This is a genomic window from Vreelandella lionensis (genome assembly GCF_002087295.1).
Taxonomy (GTDB): domain Bacteria; phylum Pseudomonadota; class Gammaproteobacteria; order Pseudomonadales; family Halomonadaceae; genus Vreelandella; species Vreelandella lionensis.
This window is the reverse complement of record NZ_MWVI01000024.1, coordinates 35,092-50,619: the sequence shown is the minus strand read 5'-3', so window position 1 is coordinate 50,619 and position 15,528 is coordinate 35,092. Positions and strand designations below refer to the sequence as shown.

General features: G+C 58.2%; 15 protein-coding genes and 1 pseudogene. 7 read left to right on the top strand and 9 right to left on the bottom strand.

The genetic code is table 11. The annotated features are described in order from the left end of the window. Window positions 1-235: 235 nt before the first annotated feature. From B4967_RS20040 to B4967_RS03360, 6 genes are read right to left on the bottom strand one after another with little or no spacing between them, the layout of a single operon-like run. The gene (locus tag B4967_RS20040; protein WP_279384643.1) at window positions 236-358 is read right to left on the bottom strand and encodes a hypothetical protein; all 123 of its coding nucleotides are present in this window, start codon (window positions 356-358) and stop codon (window positions 236-238) included. An 8-nt stretch (window positions 359-366) separates the two neighbouring features. Continuing rightward, window positions 367-1,335, bottom strand: coding sequence for a hypothetical protein (locus B4967_RS03375; RefSeq protein ID WP_243470305.1), 969 nt, complete (start codon window positions 1,333-1,335; stop codon window positions 367-369). Then, window positions 1,262-1,621, bottom strand: coding sequence for a hypothetical protein (locus tag B4967_RS18705; RefSeq protein WP_243470304.1), 360 nt, complete (start codon window positions 1,619-1,621; stop codon window positions 1,262-1,264). Before B4967_RS18705 ends, B4967_RS03375 begins: the two co-directional genes overlap by 74 nt. Then, entirely contained in the window at window positions 1,618-2,088 is a 471-nt protein-coding gene (locus B4967_RS03370; RefSeq protein ID WP_083023570.1) for a PaaI family thioesterase, read from the bottom strand. The genes B4967_RS18705 and B4967_RS03370 overlap by 4 nt, the downstream gene beginning before the upstream one ends. Continuing rightward, a complete protein-coding gene (locus B4967_RS03365; protein ID WP_083023568.1) occupies window positions 2,085-3,686 on the bottom strand; it encodes a class I adenylate-forming enzyme family protein in 1,602 nt (533 codons plus the stop codon). The genes B4967_RS03370 and B4967_RS03365 overlap by 4 nt, the downstream gene beginning before the upstream one ends. Then, entirely contained in the window at window positions 3,686-4,837 is a 1,152-nt protein-coding gene (locus B4967_RS03360) for an acyl-CoA dehydrogenase family protein (protein WP_083023559.1), read from the bottom strand. Before B4967_RS03360 ends, B4967_RS03365 begins: the two co-directional genes overlap by 1 nt. Before the next feature lie 197 nt (window positions 4,838-5,034). Between B4967_RS03360 and B4967_RS03355 the strand changes: the two are divergent. From B4967_RS03355 to B4967_RS03325, 7 genes and pseudogenes are all read left to right on the top strand, one after another. Then, window positions 5,035-6,568, top strand: a pseudogene (locus B4967_RS03355) (3-hydroxyacyl-CoA dehydrogenase). 57 nt (window positions 6,569-6,625) lie between these two features. After that, on the top strand, window positions 6,626-7,834 hold the full coding sequence (locus B4967_RS03350; protein WP_083023557.1) for a 3-oxoadipyl-CoA thiolase: 1,209 nt from the start codon (window positions 6,626-6,628) through the stop codon (window positions 7,832-7,834). A 142-nt stretch (window positions 7,835-7,976) separates the two neighbouring features. Further along, complete coding sequence (locus B4967_RS03345; RefSeq protein ID WP_083023555.1) at window positions 7,977-8,798, top strand: IclR family transcriptional regulator; 822 nt, start codon at window positions 7,977-7,979, stop codon at window positions 8,796-8,798. 82 nt (window positions 8,799-8,880) lie between these two features. Further along, window positions 8,881-9,993 carry an MlaE family ABC transporter permease gene (locus B4967_RS03340; protein WP_083023553.1) on the top strand — a complete coding sequence of 371 codons (1,113 nt, stop codon included), beginning with the start codon at window positions 8,881-8,883 and terminating at the stop codon, window positions 9,991-9,993. A gap of 17 nt (window positions 9,994-10,010) precedes the next feature. Next, window positions 10,011-10,814, top strand: coding sequence for an ABC transporter ATP-binding protein (locus B4967_RS03335; RefSeq protein WP_083023573.1), 804 nt, complete (start codon window positions 10,011-10,013; stop codon window positions 10,812-10,814). Window positions 10,815-10,819: 5 nt separating this feature from the next. Continuing rightward, a complete protein-coding gene (locus B4967_RS03330; protein WP_083023551.1) occupies window positions 10,820-11,761 on the top strand; it encodes an MlaD family protein in 942 nt (313 codons plus the stop codon). Further along, window positions 11,758-12,360 (top strand): ABC-type transport auxiliary lipoprotein family protein, encoded by a 603-nt coding sequence (locus B4967_RS03325; RefSeq protein WP_083023549.1) that lies wholly within the window; start codon window positions 11,758-11,760, stop codon window positions 12,358-12,360. Before B4967_RS03330 ends, B4967_RS03325 begins: the two co-directional genes overlap by 4 nt. Before the next feature lie 9 nt (window positions 12,361-12,369). On the opposite strand, the gene B4967_RS03320 is transcribed toward B4967_RS03325, so the two are convergent. Genes B4967_RS03320 through B4967_RS03315 form a run of 3 tightly spaced genes read right to left on the bottom strand, consistent with a single transcriptional unit; the run spans window position 12,370 to window position 15,511 of the window. Continuing rightward, on the bottom strand, window positions 12,370-14,241 hold the full coding sequence (locus B4967_RS03320) for a protein kinase domain-containing protein (RefSeq protein ID WP_083023547.1): 1,872 nt from the start codon (window positions 14,239-14,241) through the stop codon (window positions 12,370-12,372). 18 nt (window positions 14,242-14,259) lie between these two features. Beyond that, window positions 14,260-14,448, bottom strand: coding sequence for a 2-oxo acid dehydrogenase subunit E2 (locus tag B4967_RS21180; RefSeq protein WP_422821837.1), 189 nt, complete (start codon window positions 14,446-14,448; stop codon window positions 14,260-14,262). Beyond that, window positions 14,411-15,511, bottom strand: a complete 1,101-nt coding sequence (locus tag B4967_RS03315) for a 2-oxo acid dehydrogenase subunit E2 (RefSeq protein WP_422821836.1) — start codon at window positions 15,509-15,511, stop codon at window positions 14,411-14,413. Before B4967_RS03315 ends, B4967_RS21180 begins: the two co-directional genes overlap by 38 nt. Window positions 15,512-15,528: the final 17 nt, after the last annotated feature.

Here is a 15,528-nt window from a genome sequence, read left to right as displayed (position 1 = left end):
TGCAGGCCGCCGTCGATTTCACGCGTGACATTAACTTTGTCGCCGTCTACCGCCACTTCTGAGGCGAAGGTGTAGTCGATGACGCGTATCACCGCGACGAGGATTTTCATAAGGCATGCTCCAGCGATTGAACCATCGGCTTTTTATTCCGCATAGCAAAATAATATTTCACTTTATAAAAATAACAATAAAAAAACGCCTGCCAAAGGTCAAGCGTTTCCTTGAACAGCCCACCTCAGAAAGGCGACCAACCAAACCATAACGCCAGCAGCGGTATCGCCGCGATCAGAAAGCGCCCGTTCCAGCGGTAACCGATGCGGGTGGCGGGTACGCCAGTAAAGCGCGAGAGAATCAGCATGGAAGCGGTCATTGGGGCTGACACAGCGCCAGCGCCCAGCCTACCATTAACGATGCCCCAATCAGCTCAGGCGTTAACCCATCAATGCCCAGCGTGGGTAACAGGCCCACCAACAGCGTCACCGTAACAATCGGGTTGACGCCTATTTGCGCTAGCCCCACCACCATCAGCATGGCCAACACCGCATTCAACGTGCCCAGCGGGTCTAGCACCGCCAATAGCGGTGCAAGCTGCTGGGTGTCCACTAAGCCCACGCATACATGCCCCAAATAGCCTGCCGCCCCGAGCACCACAATCTCATTGGCGCTGGGAGACAGCAACCAAGGTAGCTGACGATGCACCGCCGTTATGGCGGCAGGCAATCCACCATAGCCTAGCCTACGACGCTGCCAAGCCAGCCATAAAAGCGCCCCGGTAGGCGCGCCCAGCAGCGCGGCAATGGGTAGTCGTAAGTCCAGCAGCCACGCAATGGAAAACACCAGCGCCACAATGCCGATTAGCAAAACGCTAAACTGCGCCAACGGGCGCAGCGACGGGGTGACATAGGTTTTATTGGCAGGTGGGGGCGGGCCGGTAAAATAGTCCCCCGCCCAGCCCGCCATAAAAATCAGCGCGGCGGCCCCTAGAATATAGGGTGCCAGCTGTGGCCAGGTGACCTGAGGAAGGCTTGAGATCACCACGGCTCCCCCAATACCCATGGGCGAAATCAGCGGTGCCAGCGAAAATCCGCGCAGCAGCGCCAGCATCATGCGCCGCTGACGGGCCTCGCGCACCCAGGCGCGCCCTTGGGCGGCACTCAGGGTATTGCTCTTTTCGATCATCGCTGCGAACAGATTCAGCACTCCAATGTTCAGAATGATGCCAAACAGCGCCGAGCCCAGGGATAAGATCGGGTAGCGGCGGCTAGGCGGCTGAAGCAGCATGCTTTGCCCGCAGCGGCGCACTAAACGAGAGCGATAGGCAGGTAGGCGCAACATGCTCAGCGCCACCACAAAGGTAGCCAAAAAACGCGAAACGCCCACTCGCCTCAAACAGCAGCTGCCCAGGCGTAGGCGAGCGCCACAGCGCGAGCAGTGTGAGTACGCCAGCGGCACACAGCAGCCCCTTAGCCATGCGGGTGAGTTGGCCCTTCAGGGTCATCAAATAGAGCAGCAGCACGCCAACGCCTGCGGCTTGCCACGCCACGCTGCCACCCACCAAATGAATCAGCGTGGCAAGCGTCACCAGTAGCAAACAGGAAACCCGCAGGCGGGCTGGGCTCACTCGCTAGACTCCCTCAACTGCGGGTCGGGAACGCCTTGTGACGATTCGCTGCCGCTACGGCGACGAAAAGAGCCTTCGCCCATAGCGACGAGATTGCCCTGCTCATCCACGATCTCACCGCTGGTCATGAAGGTTTTTTGCCCGCCGCCACGCAGCGTGCCCGTGGCCCTTAACACGCCTTGCCGAGCAGGCCCCACAAAGGTGGTAGTGAGTGACAGCGTCATCCCACGACGAATATTCCCCGGCACATCGCAGTGCAGGCCCGCTAGGCTTAAGGCACTGTCCAGCATGGAAGCCAGTACACCGCCATGCACATTGCCGCTGCGGTTAAGGTGCTTGGGTTCAATGGTGAGTTCCACTACCGCGCGCCCCTCTTCCCACTCCACCACGTGCATGCCCAGCAGTTCGTGATAACCCATCAGCGCCTGCGGTGTGATTGAGGCGTCAGCGCCGTCTGTTTCGCTCATAAAGCGCTCTCCTGCTGGGCCAAGTCGCGTAGCCGTCCTTTTAAAATCTTACCGCTGGCAGTGGAAGGCAGCGCATCCATCAGCACAATTTGGGTCGGACGCTTATAAGGCGCAAGCCGTTCGGCAATAAAGGCTTTGAGTTCTGCCATATCAACCTCAATACCCGGCTCGCACTGCACGAATGCCACGACCTCTTCATTGCCTGCCACCTGCCGCCCAACCACTGCGGTTAACGTCACCGCAGGGTGCTCATTAATCACTGCTTCCACATCCGGCGGGTAGATGTTGAAGCCCGAGCGAATAATCAGCTCTTTACTGCGGCCCACGATATAGAGCTGATCGTCGTGATCCAGCTTGGCGATATCACCGGTATTGAGCCAGCCATCTTCCGTTAAGGTGGCGCGGGTGGCGTCCGGCTGGCGGAAGTAACCTTTCATGATATTAGGGCCACGCACCCACAGCTCGCCGATCTCATCGCCTGCCTTTTCTGACGTGCCGCTGCTGCCTAAGGGCTCTAACCGATACTCCAACAGCGGCAGCACGCGGCCCACGGTGCTGCTCTGGTGTCGGTCTTCAATGCGGGTTTGACAAATCGTTGGGCTGGCTTCGGTGAGACCGTAGCCATTGTGCAGCGTTAGGCCAAACGCAGCTTCCACGCGTTTTTTGGTATCGCTATCCAGCGGCGAGCCGCCTGCGGAGATATAGATAAGCGCAGGCGCTTCTAACGCGCGCTGCTCACGCTTCAAGTACTCCAGGGCGCGAGCGTACATGGCAGGCACGCCCTGAAGCACGGTAATGCGCTCCTCTTTGAGCGTTGCCAACAGTTGAGCAGCCTCGAAACGCGGCACGGTGTAAAGGCACGCGCCGTTATACAGCGAGCCCATACACACTGATGAGAGGCCAAACACATGAGACATCGTCAGCACGCCGTACACCCGCTGCCCTTCACTCAGATGACGCATGCCGCCGGAAATAGAGGCGATATACAGAATACCGCGATGGGTCAGCATGACGCCTTTCGGCGTACCGGTGGTGCCTGAGGTGTAGATCATCGCGGCTACCTGCTCGGCACCGCTGGCGTGAACAGGCTCTGGCTCGCTATCAAATAGCGATGAAATCGCCAAGCCGCCGAGCTGCGGATGCTGATAGCGGTCAGCCGCGTGGCGCTCGGCGTGCTGGCTCGCCTCTTGGGAGGCTTCGCAGGTGTAAAACACTCGGCGCGGCAGGCAGTTGCCTTGGATTAAATCCACTTCCTGAGCGGAGAGGCGCGAATTGACAATCGCGACCCAAACATCCATTTCACTGGCGGCCAACAGCAGTACCACCAGGGCACGGCAGTTTTCACTGACCGTCATAATACGGTCGCCGGGCCGTATGCCTAAATTAGCTAACCACTCGCAGGCGGCATGAATCTCTTGCCCCAGCTCGGCGTAGCTCCAGCGAACGCTGCCATCCACAAGCGCGGGGTGATCCGCTAGGCGTTTCGCGTTTTCCAGCACGCGGGTGCTCAAGCGCTCGGGAAGTTCTGCTAAAAGCTCGCTTGCCAGACGGCCAAAGATCTTCTCATCTGGCGCTTGGTAAGGGACCGACAGGGCCATTAGGACGCCTCCCGCACCATGTTCCGGGCAATCACCAGCTGCTGAATTTGCGTCGTCCCTTCGTAAATGCGGAACAAGCGCACATCGCGATAGAAACGCTCAACGGCGTATTCCGACATATAGCCCGCACCGCCGTGCACCTGCACGGCGCGATCCGCGACGCGACCCACCATCTCGGCACAGAACAGCTTGCAGCAGGAGGCTAGGGTTGAGACGTTTTCGCCATCATCCTTGCGGCGTGCGGCGTCCATGACCATGGTTTTACCTGCGTAGGCTTCGGTTTTGCTATCTGCCAGCATAGCCTGCACCAGTTGATGCTCCGCCAGCGGCGCACCAAACTGCTTACGCTCCATGGTGTAGCGCAGCGACTCTTCGACCAAACGCTCGGCCACGCCCACACACACCGCAGAAATATGCAGTCGCCCACGGTCGAGCACTTTCATGGCGGTTTTAAAGCCTTGCCCCTCTTTGCCGCCAATGATGTTTTCAGCCGGTACACGGCAGTTATCAAAAATGATATCGCAGGTATGCGCGCCCTTCTGGCCCATCTTGTTATCTGCCGGGCCGCGAATCAGACCGGGCGTATTGCCTTCAACAATAAAGGCGGAGATACCGCCAGCGCCTTTGTTGTCTGGGTCGGTACGCGCCATCACGGTGAACAGGTCCGCTTCCGGGCCGTTGGTGATATAGCGCTTGGTACCGTTTAACACGTAGTGGTCGCCATCGCGCACGGCGGTGGTGCGCAGGCTGGCGGCATCGGAGCCAGAGTCCGGCTCGGTCAGGCAGAACGAGCTAAGAATTTCGCCGGTGGCCAAGCGCGGCACGTATTTGGCTTTCTGCTCTTCAGTGCCGTCAATCAGAATGCCTTGGGCACCGATACCATTATTCGTACCGAATACCGAGCGGAACGCCGGAGACGTTTTGCCGATTTCCATGGCTACCAGAGCTTCTTCTTCCATCGTGAGCCCTAAGCCGCCGTATTCTTCAGGAATGGATAGCCCGAACAGCCCCATCTCCTTCATTTCCGCGAGGATCTCGGCGGGCACTGCATCCTCTTCGGCAAGCCGTGCCTCATTGGGAATCAAACGCTCCCGTACAAAGCGGGCAATGGTATCAACCAACTGATTCAGCAGTTCGGGATCACGGATCATAACGGCTCCTGGTGGCAACGATATTTTTATGGTTGGTGTTCGCGCGGGCAGTGAGGCCTGCAGCAATAATTCTGCATGGCGAAACTAGCGTTCACTCTCTTGTCAGGCACTTTTGCATAGCCTAGGATGGCAGTCAATAAACGAAATGCTATTTTGCAATGCAGAACAACAAACTCTTGCAGCGAGGATTTTGACCTATGTCCAACGACGCAGTCGCCCATTCGTTCAACACTCTTGGAATTGTCGGCACCGGGGCCATGGGTAGAGGGATTGCTCAGCTCGCCGCGCAGGCAGGCCTGAACGTCATGCTATTTGATGTAAAAGAAGGCGCGGTGGCGGAAGCGACTGCCTTTATTAATGGGTTATGGCGGCGCAGCGCCGACAAGCAGCGGATTACCCAAGCCCAAGCCGAGCAGTACGGCGAACGATTGATTGAGGCCCGCGACCTCGCCGCCCTCGCCCCCTGCGATATCGTCGTTGAAGCCATCATCGAGAAGCTGGAAGCCAAAAAGGGGCTGTTTAGCGATTTAGAGGGCATTGTTCGCCAGGATGCCGTGCTCGCCACCAACACCTCTTCGCTGTCTGTTACCGCAATTGCTGCCGCCTGCCAGCACCCAGAGCGCGTGATTGGCTTTCACTTTTTCAATCCCGTTCCGCTGATGAAAATCGTGGAAGTGATTCCGGGGTTACGTACCGCTAACGACGTCACCCAGCGGGTCAATGCCTTGGGCACCGCCATGGGCCACTTTACCGCCCTGGCCACAGATACCCCTGGCTTTCTGGTCAATCACGCCCGGGCGCGCTTTTGGCACCGAAGCACTGCGCGTTCTGAGTGAGAGCGTGACCGACCCCGCCACCATTGACCGCATCATGGTGGATCAAGGTGGTTTTAGAATGGGGCCGTTTACCCTGCTGGACCTGACTGGCCTGGATGTTTCCCATGCGGTGATGGAGTCGGTGTACCACCAGTATTATGAAGAGCCGCGCTTTCGCCCTTCACCACTCACCCGCCAGCGGCTCTCAGCAGGTTTGTTGGGGCGCAAAACCGGTGAAGGCTTTTATCGCTACGTGGATGGCCAGCAGCAGATGCCGGAAGAGCCCGCCATTGCGCCAGCCTCGCCTTGCCCCGTGTGGATCAGCCAAGACGACCCTGGCAGCGCCGCCCAGCTTGCCGAACTGGTCAGCACGGCGGGTTGGCCACTAGAAAGTGCGGACCAGCCCTCCTCAGAGGCGCTGTGCCTGCTGACACCACTGGGCGAAGACACCACGCAGTGTGCCCTGCGCCAAGGCTTGAATGCCGAGCAGTGCGTCGCGGTGGATATGCTGGCGGGGCTGGATAAGCGCCGCAGCTTGATGGCCTCCCCCATTACCCGCCCCGAACTAGTCAATGCCGCCGCCAGCCTGTTGATTGCTGACGGCACGCCGGTCAGCACGCTTCAAGACAGCACCGGCTTTGTGCTGCAGCGTGTGGTGGCCTGCATCGTCAACGTTGGGGCAGATATTGCACAGCAAGGCGTTGCTGCACCCGCCACTATTGATCGTGCGGTGGAACTTGGCCTGGGCTACCCGTTTGGCCCGCTGCGTATGGGCGACCACTACGGCGCTTCGCGCATCCTGACCATCTTAAACAACCTATTAGACGCCACCGGTGACCCCCGCTATCGCCCTAGCCCGTGGCTGCGCCGCCGCGCCGCGCTGGGCATGTCTCTCACTGACGGGCCAACGGGCTGAACCCCCTCAGTTTCAATTACGGCTCAAGTAAGGCTTACACAAACAAGGAAAATAACCATGCAAGACGCCTATATTTACGACGGATTACGCACCCCTTTCGGTCGCCATGGCGGCAGCCTAGCGGCCATTCGCCCGGATGAGCTGCTGGGCTTAACGCTCAAAGCACTGGTGGCGCGTAATCCGTTTGCCCCAGAAAGCTACGAAGAGGTGTTGGCGGGCTGTACTAACCAGGCGGGGGAAGATTCCCGTAACGTGGCCCGTCACGGTGCGCTGCTAGCGGGCCTGCCGATTGAGGTGGCAGGCCAAACCGTCAATCGCCTGTGCGGCAGTGGCCTAGGCGCGATGATGGATGCCGCCCGTGCCGCTTGCTTAGGCGAAGGTGAGCTATTTTTGGCTGGCGGCGTGGAGTCCATGTCCCGCGCGCCTTACGTGCTGGGCAAAGCCGACTCCCCCTACGCTCGCAATCAGCCGATGTTTGATACCGTGATTGGCTCTCGCTTCCCCAACCCGTGGATTGCCAAAGAGTACGGCAGCCACAGCATGCCGGAAACTGCCGATAACATTGCCCACGACCTGAACATTGGCCGGGAGGCCAGCGACGCCTTTGCCGCCCGCTCCCAAGCGCGCTATGCCAAGGCGCTGGCAAACGGCTTTTATGAAGGCGAAATGTTTGGGGTAGAAGTGCCTCAAGGGCGCAAACAGCCGCCGCTGTTGGTAGATAAAGATGAGCATCCCCGCGCTGAAAGCACCGAGGAAAAACTGGCCAAACTCGGCGCGCTGTTTGAAGGCGGTGTCGTGACCGCAGGCAACGCGTCTGGATTAAACGACGCGGCTGCCGCGCTGATTGTCGGCCCGCGTGCAGCAGGCGAGCGAGCTGGGCTTGCTCCGCGAGCACGTATCGTTGCCAGCGCCGTGGCGGGCGTTGCTCCCCGGGTTATGGGCCTGGGGCCGGTACCCGCCTCGCAAAAAGCGCTGGCCCGGGCTGGCCTTTCGCTTGAGCAGATGGACGTGATTGAAATCAACGAAGCCTTTGCGGTGCAGGTGTTGGGCTGCGTTAAGCAGTTGGGTCTTTCCGCCGACGATCCGCGCCTTAATGCCAACGGTGGTGCGATTGCCATTGGCCACCCGCTGGGTGCCTCGGGCGCACGTTTGGCGCTCACTGCGCTGCGCCAGCTAGAAGCCACTGGCGGGCGCTATGCGCTGGTAACCATTTGTATTGGCGTTGGCCAGGGCATTGCGACCATCATTGAACGCCTGGAGAGCTAACCGCCCTCCTGCGGCGCTAGCACAATATCTAAGGCAGGCGCCGCAGGCCAAGCGTTGACTAAGCTCTCTTATCGCGCTTTGCAACGCCCCAGCGCAGGTATGCGATACTTGCCACTCAATGATTGATTAGCCGAGACGCTTGATGGAACCAACCGACGCCGCTGCTGATGAGCCGCAATCACCCGAAAAACATCGCAACTTTGTCACCGCGCTTGCGCGGGGGTTAGAACTGCTCCGCGCTTTTGGAACAGGGGAAGAGTACCTGGGCAATGCAGAGCTCTCGAATCGCCCCCCCATCCCCCGCCCCACGGTGTCCCGGTTAACCTATACGCTGACCCAGTTAGGCTACCTGCAACACAATCGCCACCTTGAGAAGTACCGCCTCGGGCCGGGTGTGCTGGCGCTGGGTTATCGCTTTCTGGCTAATATGGGCATTCGCGAAATTGCTCGCCCCCATTTACAGCATTTTGCCGACGCCACCGACTGCAACGTGAGCCTGGGCGGTGCCGACCGCAGCGACATGGTGTATCTGGAAACCTGCCACGGCCACGGGCCGCTGATTATTCGCTTGGATGTCGGCTCGGGGCTGTCCATCGCCACCTCGGCGATTGGTCGTGCCTGGCTGTGCGGATTATCTGACGAGCGCCGCCAACAGGTGATGCAAGAGCTAGCCGCGTTTCACGGCAGCGATTGGCCGCGCCTTCATGCCGGTATTGAGCAGAGCCTGCGCGACTATGCTGAGTACGGCTTTTGCCTCTCCGAGCAGGATTGGCAGCGGGATATCAGCGCTGTGGCCATGCCGCTCATTTTGGAAGATGGTGCCGAAGTGATGGCGATTAACTGCGGTGGCTCTAGCCTGCGTTTAGATCATGATCGATTGGTCAACAACCTTGGCCCCAGACTCAAGGAAGTAGCAGCGAAAATTAAGCAGGAGCTGGCCCCCAAGTATCGTGCGTCACGTTAAGAAACGACGGCTTACCTTTCACTAACGCTCGTTTGATTGCATCATAGGCCTTCACTGCATGTGAAGGCACTGAGGAGCAGGGATGCCAAACGAGTGGATCACTCAACATGGCGAGCGTGTCTCGCTGCACGGCGAATGGACACTACGCCACTACGCTGAGCTGAAGCGCGCCCTACAGCAGCAGGGTCAGCTAAGCTCGGCATCGCTGTCGCTACCCGGCTTTGAGGGGCTGGATACCGCCGGCGCGGCGCTGATCGTTGAGCTAATTGGTGCTGACAAAACCAAACAAATTGGCGACTGGGCCAGCGATCTCCCCCAGGTGCAGCAGGCTTTGCTGATACGCATTGCCGAGGCTATGGACGCTCCGCTTGAGAGCCCCCCACTCCGACCCAACCGGATTAGCGAAGCCTTAGCGACAGTGGGCCAGCAAATGGTGGCGCTGGGGTCTCAGCAGCGCCAGCTACTGGCTTTCATTGGCTTGGTGCTGGCCACATTTCCCCCACTTCTGTTCCGCCCCCGCCACTGGCGTATTACCGCCACCGTCGCGCATATTCAGCAAAGTGGCTTGAATGCGGTGCCTATCACTGCGCTCTTAACCTTTATGGTGGGCGCAGTGGTGGCGTTTTTGGGGGCCACGGTGCTCCAAGATTTCGGTGCAACGGTTTACACCATTGATCTCGTAGCTTTTTCATTTTTACGGGAATTTGGCGTGCTCTTGGCCGCGATACTTTTGGCAGGCCGCACCGCCAGCGCCTTTACCGCCCAGCTTGGCGCGATGAAATCCAACGAAGAGATTGATGCCCTCAAAACATTGGGTCTCGACCCGATTGAGCTACTAGTGCTTCCCCGGGTGATGGCGATGTTGATCAGCCTACCGCTTCTAGCGTTTGTGGGCATGCTGAGCGGCCTCGTCGGCGGCGCGGTGGTGGCCACCCTATCGCTGGATATTTCTGTAAGTCAGTTCATCACCACACTGCAAAAAGACGTGTCGGTCACTCATTTCCTGGTCGGCTTGAGCAAAGCGCCGGTATTTGCCTTTGTGATTGCCGTCATTGGCTGCCTAGAAGGGTTTAAAGTTAGCGGCAGTGCCCAATCGGTAGGCGCCCACACCACCTCAAGCGTGGTGCGGTCCATCTTTATGGTGATTCTGATAGATGCGTTAGCGGCGCTATTTTTCATGGAGATGGGCTGGTGACCGAGCGATATTCAGAGATGCCGCAACAGCCCGAGCGCGATGAAGCGGTTATTCGCGTGCAGGGGCTGGTGAATCGATTTGGCGACAACGTCGTTCACGAAGGGCTGGACTTGACCCTCTACCGAGGCGCAATTCTCGGCGTTGTCGGCGGCTCAGGTACCGGTAAATCAGTTTTACTGCGCAGTATTGTGGGCTTAAAGCGGCCAAATGACGGCACAGTAGAGGTGCTGAACCAGCGGTTAAATGAGTTAAGTGAGTCCCAACGCAGCCAAGTCGAGCGGCGCTTTGGGGTGCTCTTTCAGCGTGGGGCGCTGTTTAGTTCGCTCAACCTGCAAGAAAACGTTGCGCTGCCGCTTATCGAGCACGCCAAACTCTCTCGGGAAGAGGCCGAGTATCTGGCGCGTATCAAGCTCTCGCTGGTAGGCCTGCCCCCTCATGCCGCACGGCAATTTCCAGAATCGCTCTCTGGGGGCATGGTGAAACGTGCCGCGCTTGCCAGGGCACTGGCCCTGGACCCGGATATTTTGTTTCTCGATGAGCCTACCGCAGGACTCGACCCCATTGGGGCCGCCGCGTTTGACCAACTGCTGGTCACGCTGCGCGATGCAATGGGCTTTAGCGTTTTTTTGGTCACCCACGACCTCGATACACTCTATGCGGCCTGTGACCGAGTCGCTGTGCTGTCGCAAAAGCGCGTTCTGGTGGTGGATACCCTGGAAAACGTCGCGAAAACGAACGACGAGTGGGTACAGGATTACTTTAATGGACCGCGTGGACGCGCTGCACAGCGCTCTGCTGGCCCAACATCTTCTCAGGAGTGACGCACATGGAAACCCGCGCGCACCATATTTTGATCGGCCTGTTTACCGTGCTAACGGCCGCTGCCGCCCTGCTGTTTGCGCTCTGGATGAGCTATGCGGCTGGCCAACGCGACTATCAACCCTACCGCATTTTGTTCGAGCGCAGCGTCAGCGGCCTCTCGGTGGGTAGCAAGGTGCAGTACAACGGCATTGAAGTGGGCGATGTCACCGAGCTTTCCCTCAATCCTGACGACCCACGCCAAGTGATCACGCTTATTCGCGTGTATGAAGACACTCCGATCAAAGTGGATACCCGCGCAAAGCTAGCCTTTGCCAGCATTACCGGCAGTATGTCCGTGCAGCTCTATGGCGGCACCCCAGAAAGCCAACGCTTGCTAGCGCAAAGCAGCGACGATGCGCTTTTCATTCAAGCCGATCCGTCGCCTATTGCTACGCTGTTTGACGAAGGCGAAGAGATGGTCGAAAACCTCAACGCGATTTTGCAGAGTGTGAACGAGCTCTTCGATGACAATAATCGTGAGCAAGCAGGCAATATCCTGACCAATATTGCCCAAATCACCGAGATGATTGCTTCTCAGCAGTCTGCCCTGGATGAAAACATGGCGCTCTTTGGCGATGTGTCAAGCCAAGCCTCCACCACGCTTGAAAGTATCGAATCGCTTAGCCTAGAGGCGAACCGCCTGCTGAGCCAGGAGGGTCAGCAGGTGATGCGCAGCGCAGAGAGCGCCAGCCGCGATGTTGCCAGCGCTGCCCAGCGGATAGAACAGTTGGTGAACGATAACGCGGGTGCTGTGGAAGGCACTCTACAAAGCACTCGCGACATTGCCCCGGCCCTAGCGGCGTTACGCTCGACACTCGCCACCCTTGAACGCATTACGCGGGAACTTGAAGAGAGCCCCACGGACTTTTTCCTAGGCCGCGACCAAGTAGAGGAGTTCCGCCCATGAATATGCACGTTTTACGTAACGGCTTTCTTCTAAGTGCCTTACTCACCCTTTCGGGCTGCTCTATTTTACCGGAGAAAGCGCCATCGACGCTGTATCGCTTGCCTGCTACCACGATGCAGAGCGACCCTGCCACCATCACGCAGCCAGAGCGACTGGGTATCGCTACACCAGAAGCGGGCCACCTGCTCAGCAGCAATCGTATCGTGGTGTTTCCCGAAGGCAATGTGGTCAATGTGTATGAGGGTGCTCGCTGGCATGAAGATGCGCCGGACATGCTGCAAGCCCAGCTGATTGCAGGGCTGCAGCAGCAAGAGCTGTTCGCCAACGTGAGCAGCGATCGGCTACCTCACGACTTGCTGCTATTAAGCGAGCTGCGCCACTTTCAGAGCGAGTATGACACCTCTCCGCCAAGCGTTAACCTGCAGTTAGACGTTCAATTACTCGGCGCGGACCAACAGCCCGTGGCCTCCACCAGCTTTGCGATTCGTGAGCGCGCCACAAGCACTGAGATACCCGATGTGGTGAACGCCTTTGGTAGCGCCACCGACCGTTTAACCGAACACTTGGCGAGCTGGCTAATCACAAACGCGCCGAATTAACAGTGCCGCCTAACGCAGCGGCGCGGGCAAGGCGCTTTTTCTCACATACTCTTTCGGGTCTTTGGGGTAGAAGTGCTCTGGCTGTCGTTCTAAGTGGGTAAAAAAGCGCGTGTCCTTGTAGGGCATCTTCATAAACCCTGACACGCCCAGCCCCTCGATTTGACTGACAGCGGCCAGCATTCGGCTCAGTAGACTTCGAAACTCTTGTTCGCGTTGGGGGTCGAGCAGCCGATAGTAGCTATGGATTTTGAGATGTTTGGGCAGCGCTTCAAAGATGATCATGCCAGTATGGTGAATCTCATTGAGCCGCTGAAGCATCTGCATAATGGAATCCGGCAGCACCAATAGCTCTTCTGGGTCTGGGCCATCTTCAAAGTAGCTGTGCTGCCGGGTGCGATCCTCCATTTCCGGCACCGCGCTCACTTCGTAATTAATCGCCATCTCTGGCTGGCAGTGAAACGCCTCCTCAGGGCTAACACGCTCTAAGTGCAGCGTTTGGCGGGCATTGAACAGGCAGCTTTTAAATACCCCCTGGCGATGAATGGCCCGTGCTAAGTGCACCATGTTATTCACCGCTTCGATAAACGCGGGCTTTAGCGCTGGGTCATGCAGGTTGAGCGACGAATCGATATAAACACCCTCCCGCTCCCAGCGCACTGCTAAACCGCCTACGACCGGGTATTTGCCCAACCGGCTCACCGAGGCCAAAAAGGCTTTTTCGGTTTCTCCCATGCCCTGCATAAACTGTTTGTAGTAGCGATCAAGCTGCACATCGTTAACGTCATTTAACGTCTCCTCAGCGCTTGCCTCGCGTAAAAACGCCTTTCGTGAGCTGTACACCACGGTATCAATTTCTTGGCTAGCCGGGCGACGCAGGCCTTTTCCCCATACGGGCACTAGCGGCGTTTGGGGGGCGATTGGCAGGTCAACCATAACAAGCTTCGCCATGCGCGGCATTTCACGAATAAAGTAATCCCCCGCTTTACGCCGCACCTGTGGGTCGGGGTCGAGCATGCCATCCAGCGTGCGTGCAAACTCAATGGGCAATCCCAATGAGCTGGCCGGAATTGCTCGATGGCCAAAACGGCAGGACTGCGCCGAGGCCAGCGCATAGAGCGTACCTGCCGCCCCCTGCTCATCGAACCGTGGCGACGAGAGCGCTCCGTTCAACTGCTCTTCACCGATAAAATAGACATCCCCCAGCCGTGCATTGGTTTGCTGCAGATTGTCCGACATCAACTCCATTACGTTGGCACCCACGAACTGAAGCGATTCATCCAACTGTGCGAACACCGATGAGCCCCAGTCGATCAGCGCGATGGATTCACTGACCGCATCGAAAACGAGATTGGAAGGCTTGATATCGCCATGTACCACCGGCCGTACATGTGGGCCCGTTTCACGACGCAGCGCTTTGAGAATATCCGCCAGCTGCGCGGCAATGCGCACGATCAATCGTGGTGGGAGCTTTCCCTGCTTGAGCGACACTTGCTCCAGGTTCCAGCCAGGCGCACGCTCCATGACCAAAATCGACTGGCCGCGTGCGCGCTGGTAGGTAATGAGCTTGGGAATTCGGGGGTGCGATACCTGATCGAGCATGAACGCCTCCTCTTCGAGGCGTTCTTGTAAATGAGTGGGCAGCGTAATGCGTGAAAACTTGAACACGTAGTGCGCCTTGACGCCCTGCTGCCATGCGCTGCCTGCAAAAACAAACCCGTAGGCCCCCTTACCAATCAGCTCGATATTTGAATAGCCCAACTGGGCAAGCTGTGCCTGGCACAGCGCTACCCAGTCTTTTAGCTTTCGCGCATCGTGATGGCTTAGCAGGTACACCGACTGCTCTTCGGGTATGTAAAACTGCTGCAGCGGTGCCTGGCTCATAGCAAGGTGCCTACACGGTTAAGCCAGATGAAGCAGCATGCTTTCCGGCGCCTCTAGAAAGCCTTTCCAGGCGTTGCAAAAACGAGCAATGGTACCGCCATCAATAAAGCGATGATCGCCTGCCCAGGTGACCGTCAAAATAGCCCGGCGCTGCACAGCCCCGTGCTCATCAAAGCGCGGCAGCCACTGGGTTTTGCCAATGGCCACAATGGCGGCTTCCGGCGCCATTAATAATCGGCGCAGCGTAGGTTCCCCCAAGAGCACCAATGTTGGAGATACTGATGGTGCCGCCCTTTAGATCTGCCTGCTCCACGCGCCCTTCCCGAGCGGCATTGGTTAGCCTGCCGACCTCTTTGGCAATCTCAAACAGCGTTAAGCCCTCGACACCTTTCACGTTAGGTACCAAAAGTCCCGCTTTGCTATCCACCGCCATGCCGATATTGCACTGGTCGTAGTAGCTTAGCTCGTTGGCTTCGCTGTTTAACTGTGCATTGATGATCGGCGTCTCCGCCACGGCCAGCGCCATCGCTTTCATAAAGAACGGCATCAGCGTGAGCCGTTCGCCCTTCGCCTCTACCTGCGGCTTGAGCCGCTCGCGCAGCGCCAACAGCTCAGTGACATCAATCTCTTCACCGTAGTGAAAATGAGGAATGGAGCTAGCGGCCTCAACCATGCGCTTGGCCATCACCGCCCGCACGCCGCGCAGCGGCTCTACTTTTGAGGGTGCTAAGCCGGTGCTTGAAGGCATCGAAACACTGGCCGTTTGGTGAGATACCGCTGGCGCGTTGAGGTGCGCTAGCACGTCTTCTTTCAGTACTCGGCCATCTTTGCCACTGCCTGAGATCTCCGACAGGGCTAGGCTGTGCTCGCGTACTAAGCGGCGCACCGCAGGGCTAGCGGGCACTTTGCCTGCAGCAGCCGGGGTAACGGCTTGGCTTTTAGGCGGCGGGCTATTTTCATCAGCGGCCACCCCGTGGCTACTGGGCGGCGCTGAAGGTGCCTGCTCGGTAGCTGCAGTGTCGCTGTTCGACTGACCGGCGGTTTGGTATGCATAAAGCGGCGCGTGAACCTTGGCGATATTCCCCTGCGGCACATACAGCTTGGTGACCGTCCCGGCTTCTGGCGCGGTGATTTCCACCAGCGCCTTGTCGGTCATCACTTCGACAATCGGCTGATCCTCTTCGATGGAGTCGCCCTCGGCCACGCGCCACTCCACCACTTCACACTCAACAATGCCTTCACCGATATCCGGCAGTAAAAAGTCACTCATGGCTGTTCTCCCTGGCG

Excerpts from the sequence above, each read along its gene's own strand:
- B4967_RS03320 (WP_083023547.1), bottom strand. The coding sequence starts at position 14,241 with ATGAGCCAGGCACCGCTGCAGCAGTTTTACATACCCGAAGAGCAGTCG.
- B4967_RS03335 (WP_083023573.1), top strand. The coding sequence starts at position 10,011 with ATGCCGCAACAGCCCGAGCGCGATGAAGCGGTTATTCGCGTGCAGGGG.
- B4967_RS03360 (WP_083023559.1), bottom strand. The coding sequence starts at position 4,837 with ATGATCCGTGATCCCGAACTGCTGAATCAGTTGGTTGATACCATTGCC.
- B4967_RS03325 (WP_083023549.1), top strand. The coding sequence starts at position 11,758 with ATGAATATGCACGTTTTACGTAACGGCTTTCTTCTAAGTGCCTTACTC.
- B4967_RS03375 (WP_243470305.1), bottom strand. The coding sequence starts at position 1,335 with ATGTTGCGCCTACCTGCCTATCGCTCTCGTTTAGTGCGCCGCTGCGGG.
- B4967_RS03340 (WP_083023553.1), top strand. The coding sequence starts at position 8,881 with ATGCCAAACGAGTGGATCACTCAACATGGCGAGCGTGTCTCGCTGCAC.
- B4967_RS03370 (WP_083023570.1), bottom strand. The coding sequence starts at position 2,088 with ATGAGCGAAACAGACGGCGCTGACGCCTCAATCACACCGCAGGCGCTG.
- B4967_RS03365 (WP_083023568.1), bottom strand. The coding sequence starts at position 3,686 with ATGGCCCTGTCGGTCCCTTACCAAGCGCCAGATGAGAAGATCTTTGGC.
- B4967_RS03330 (WP_083023551.1), top strand. The coding sequence starts at position 10,820 with ATGGAAACCCGCGCGCACCATATTTTGATCGGCCTGTTTACCGTGCTA.
- B4967_RS20040 (WP_279384643.1), bottom strand. The coding sequence starts at position 358 with ATGCTGATTCTCTCGCGCTTTACTGGCGTACCCGCCACCCGCATCGGT.
- B4967_RS03350 (WP_083023557.1), top strand. The coding sequence starts at position 6,626 with ATGCAAGACGCCTATATTTACGACGGATTACGCACCCCTTTCGGTCGC.
- B4967_RS03345 (WP_083023555.1), top strand. The coding sequence starts at position 7,977 with ATGGAACCAACCGACGCCGCTGCTGATGAGCCGCAATCACCCGAAAAA.
- B4967_RS03315 (WP_422821836.1), bottom strand. The coding sequence starts at position 15,511 with ATGAGTGACTTTTTACTGCCGGATATCGGTGAAGGCATTGTTGAGTGT.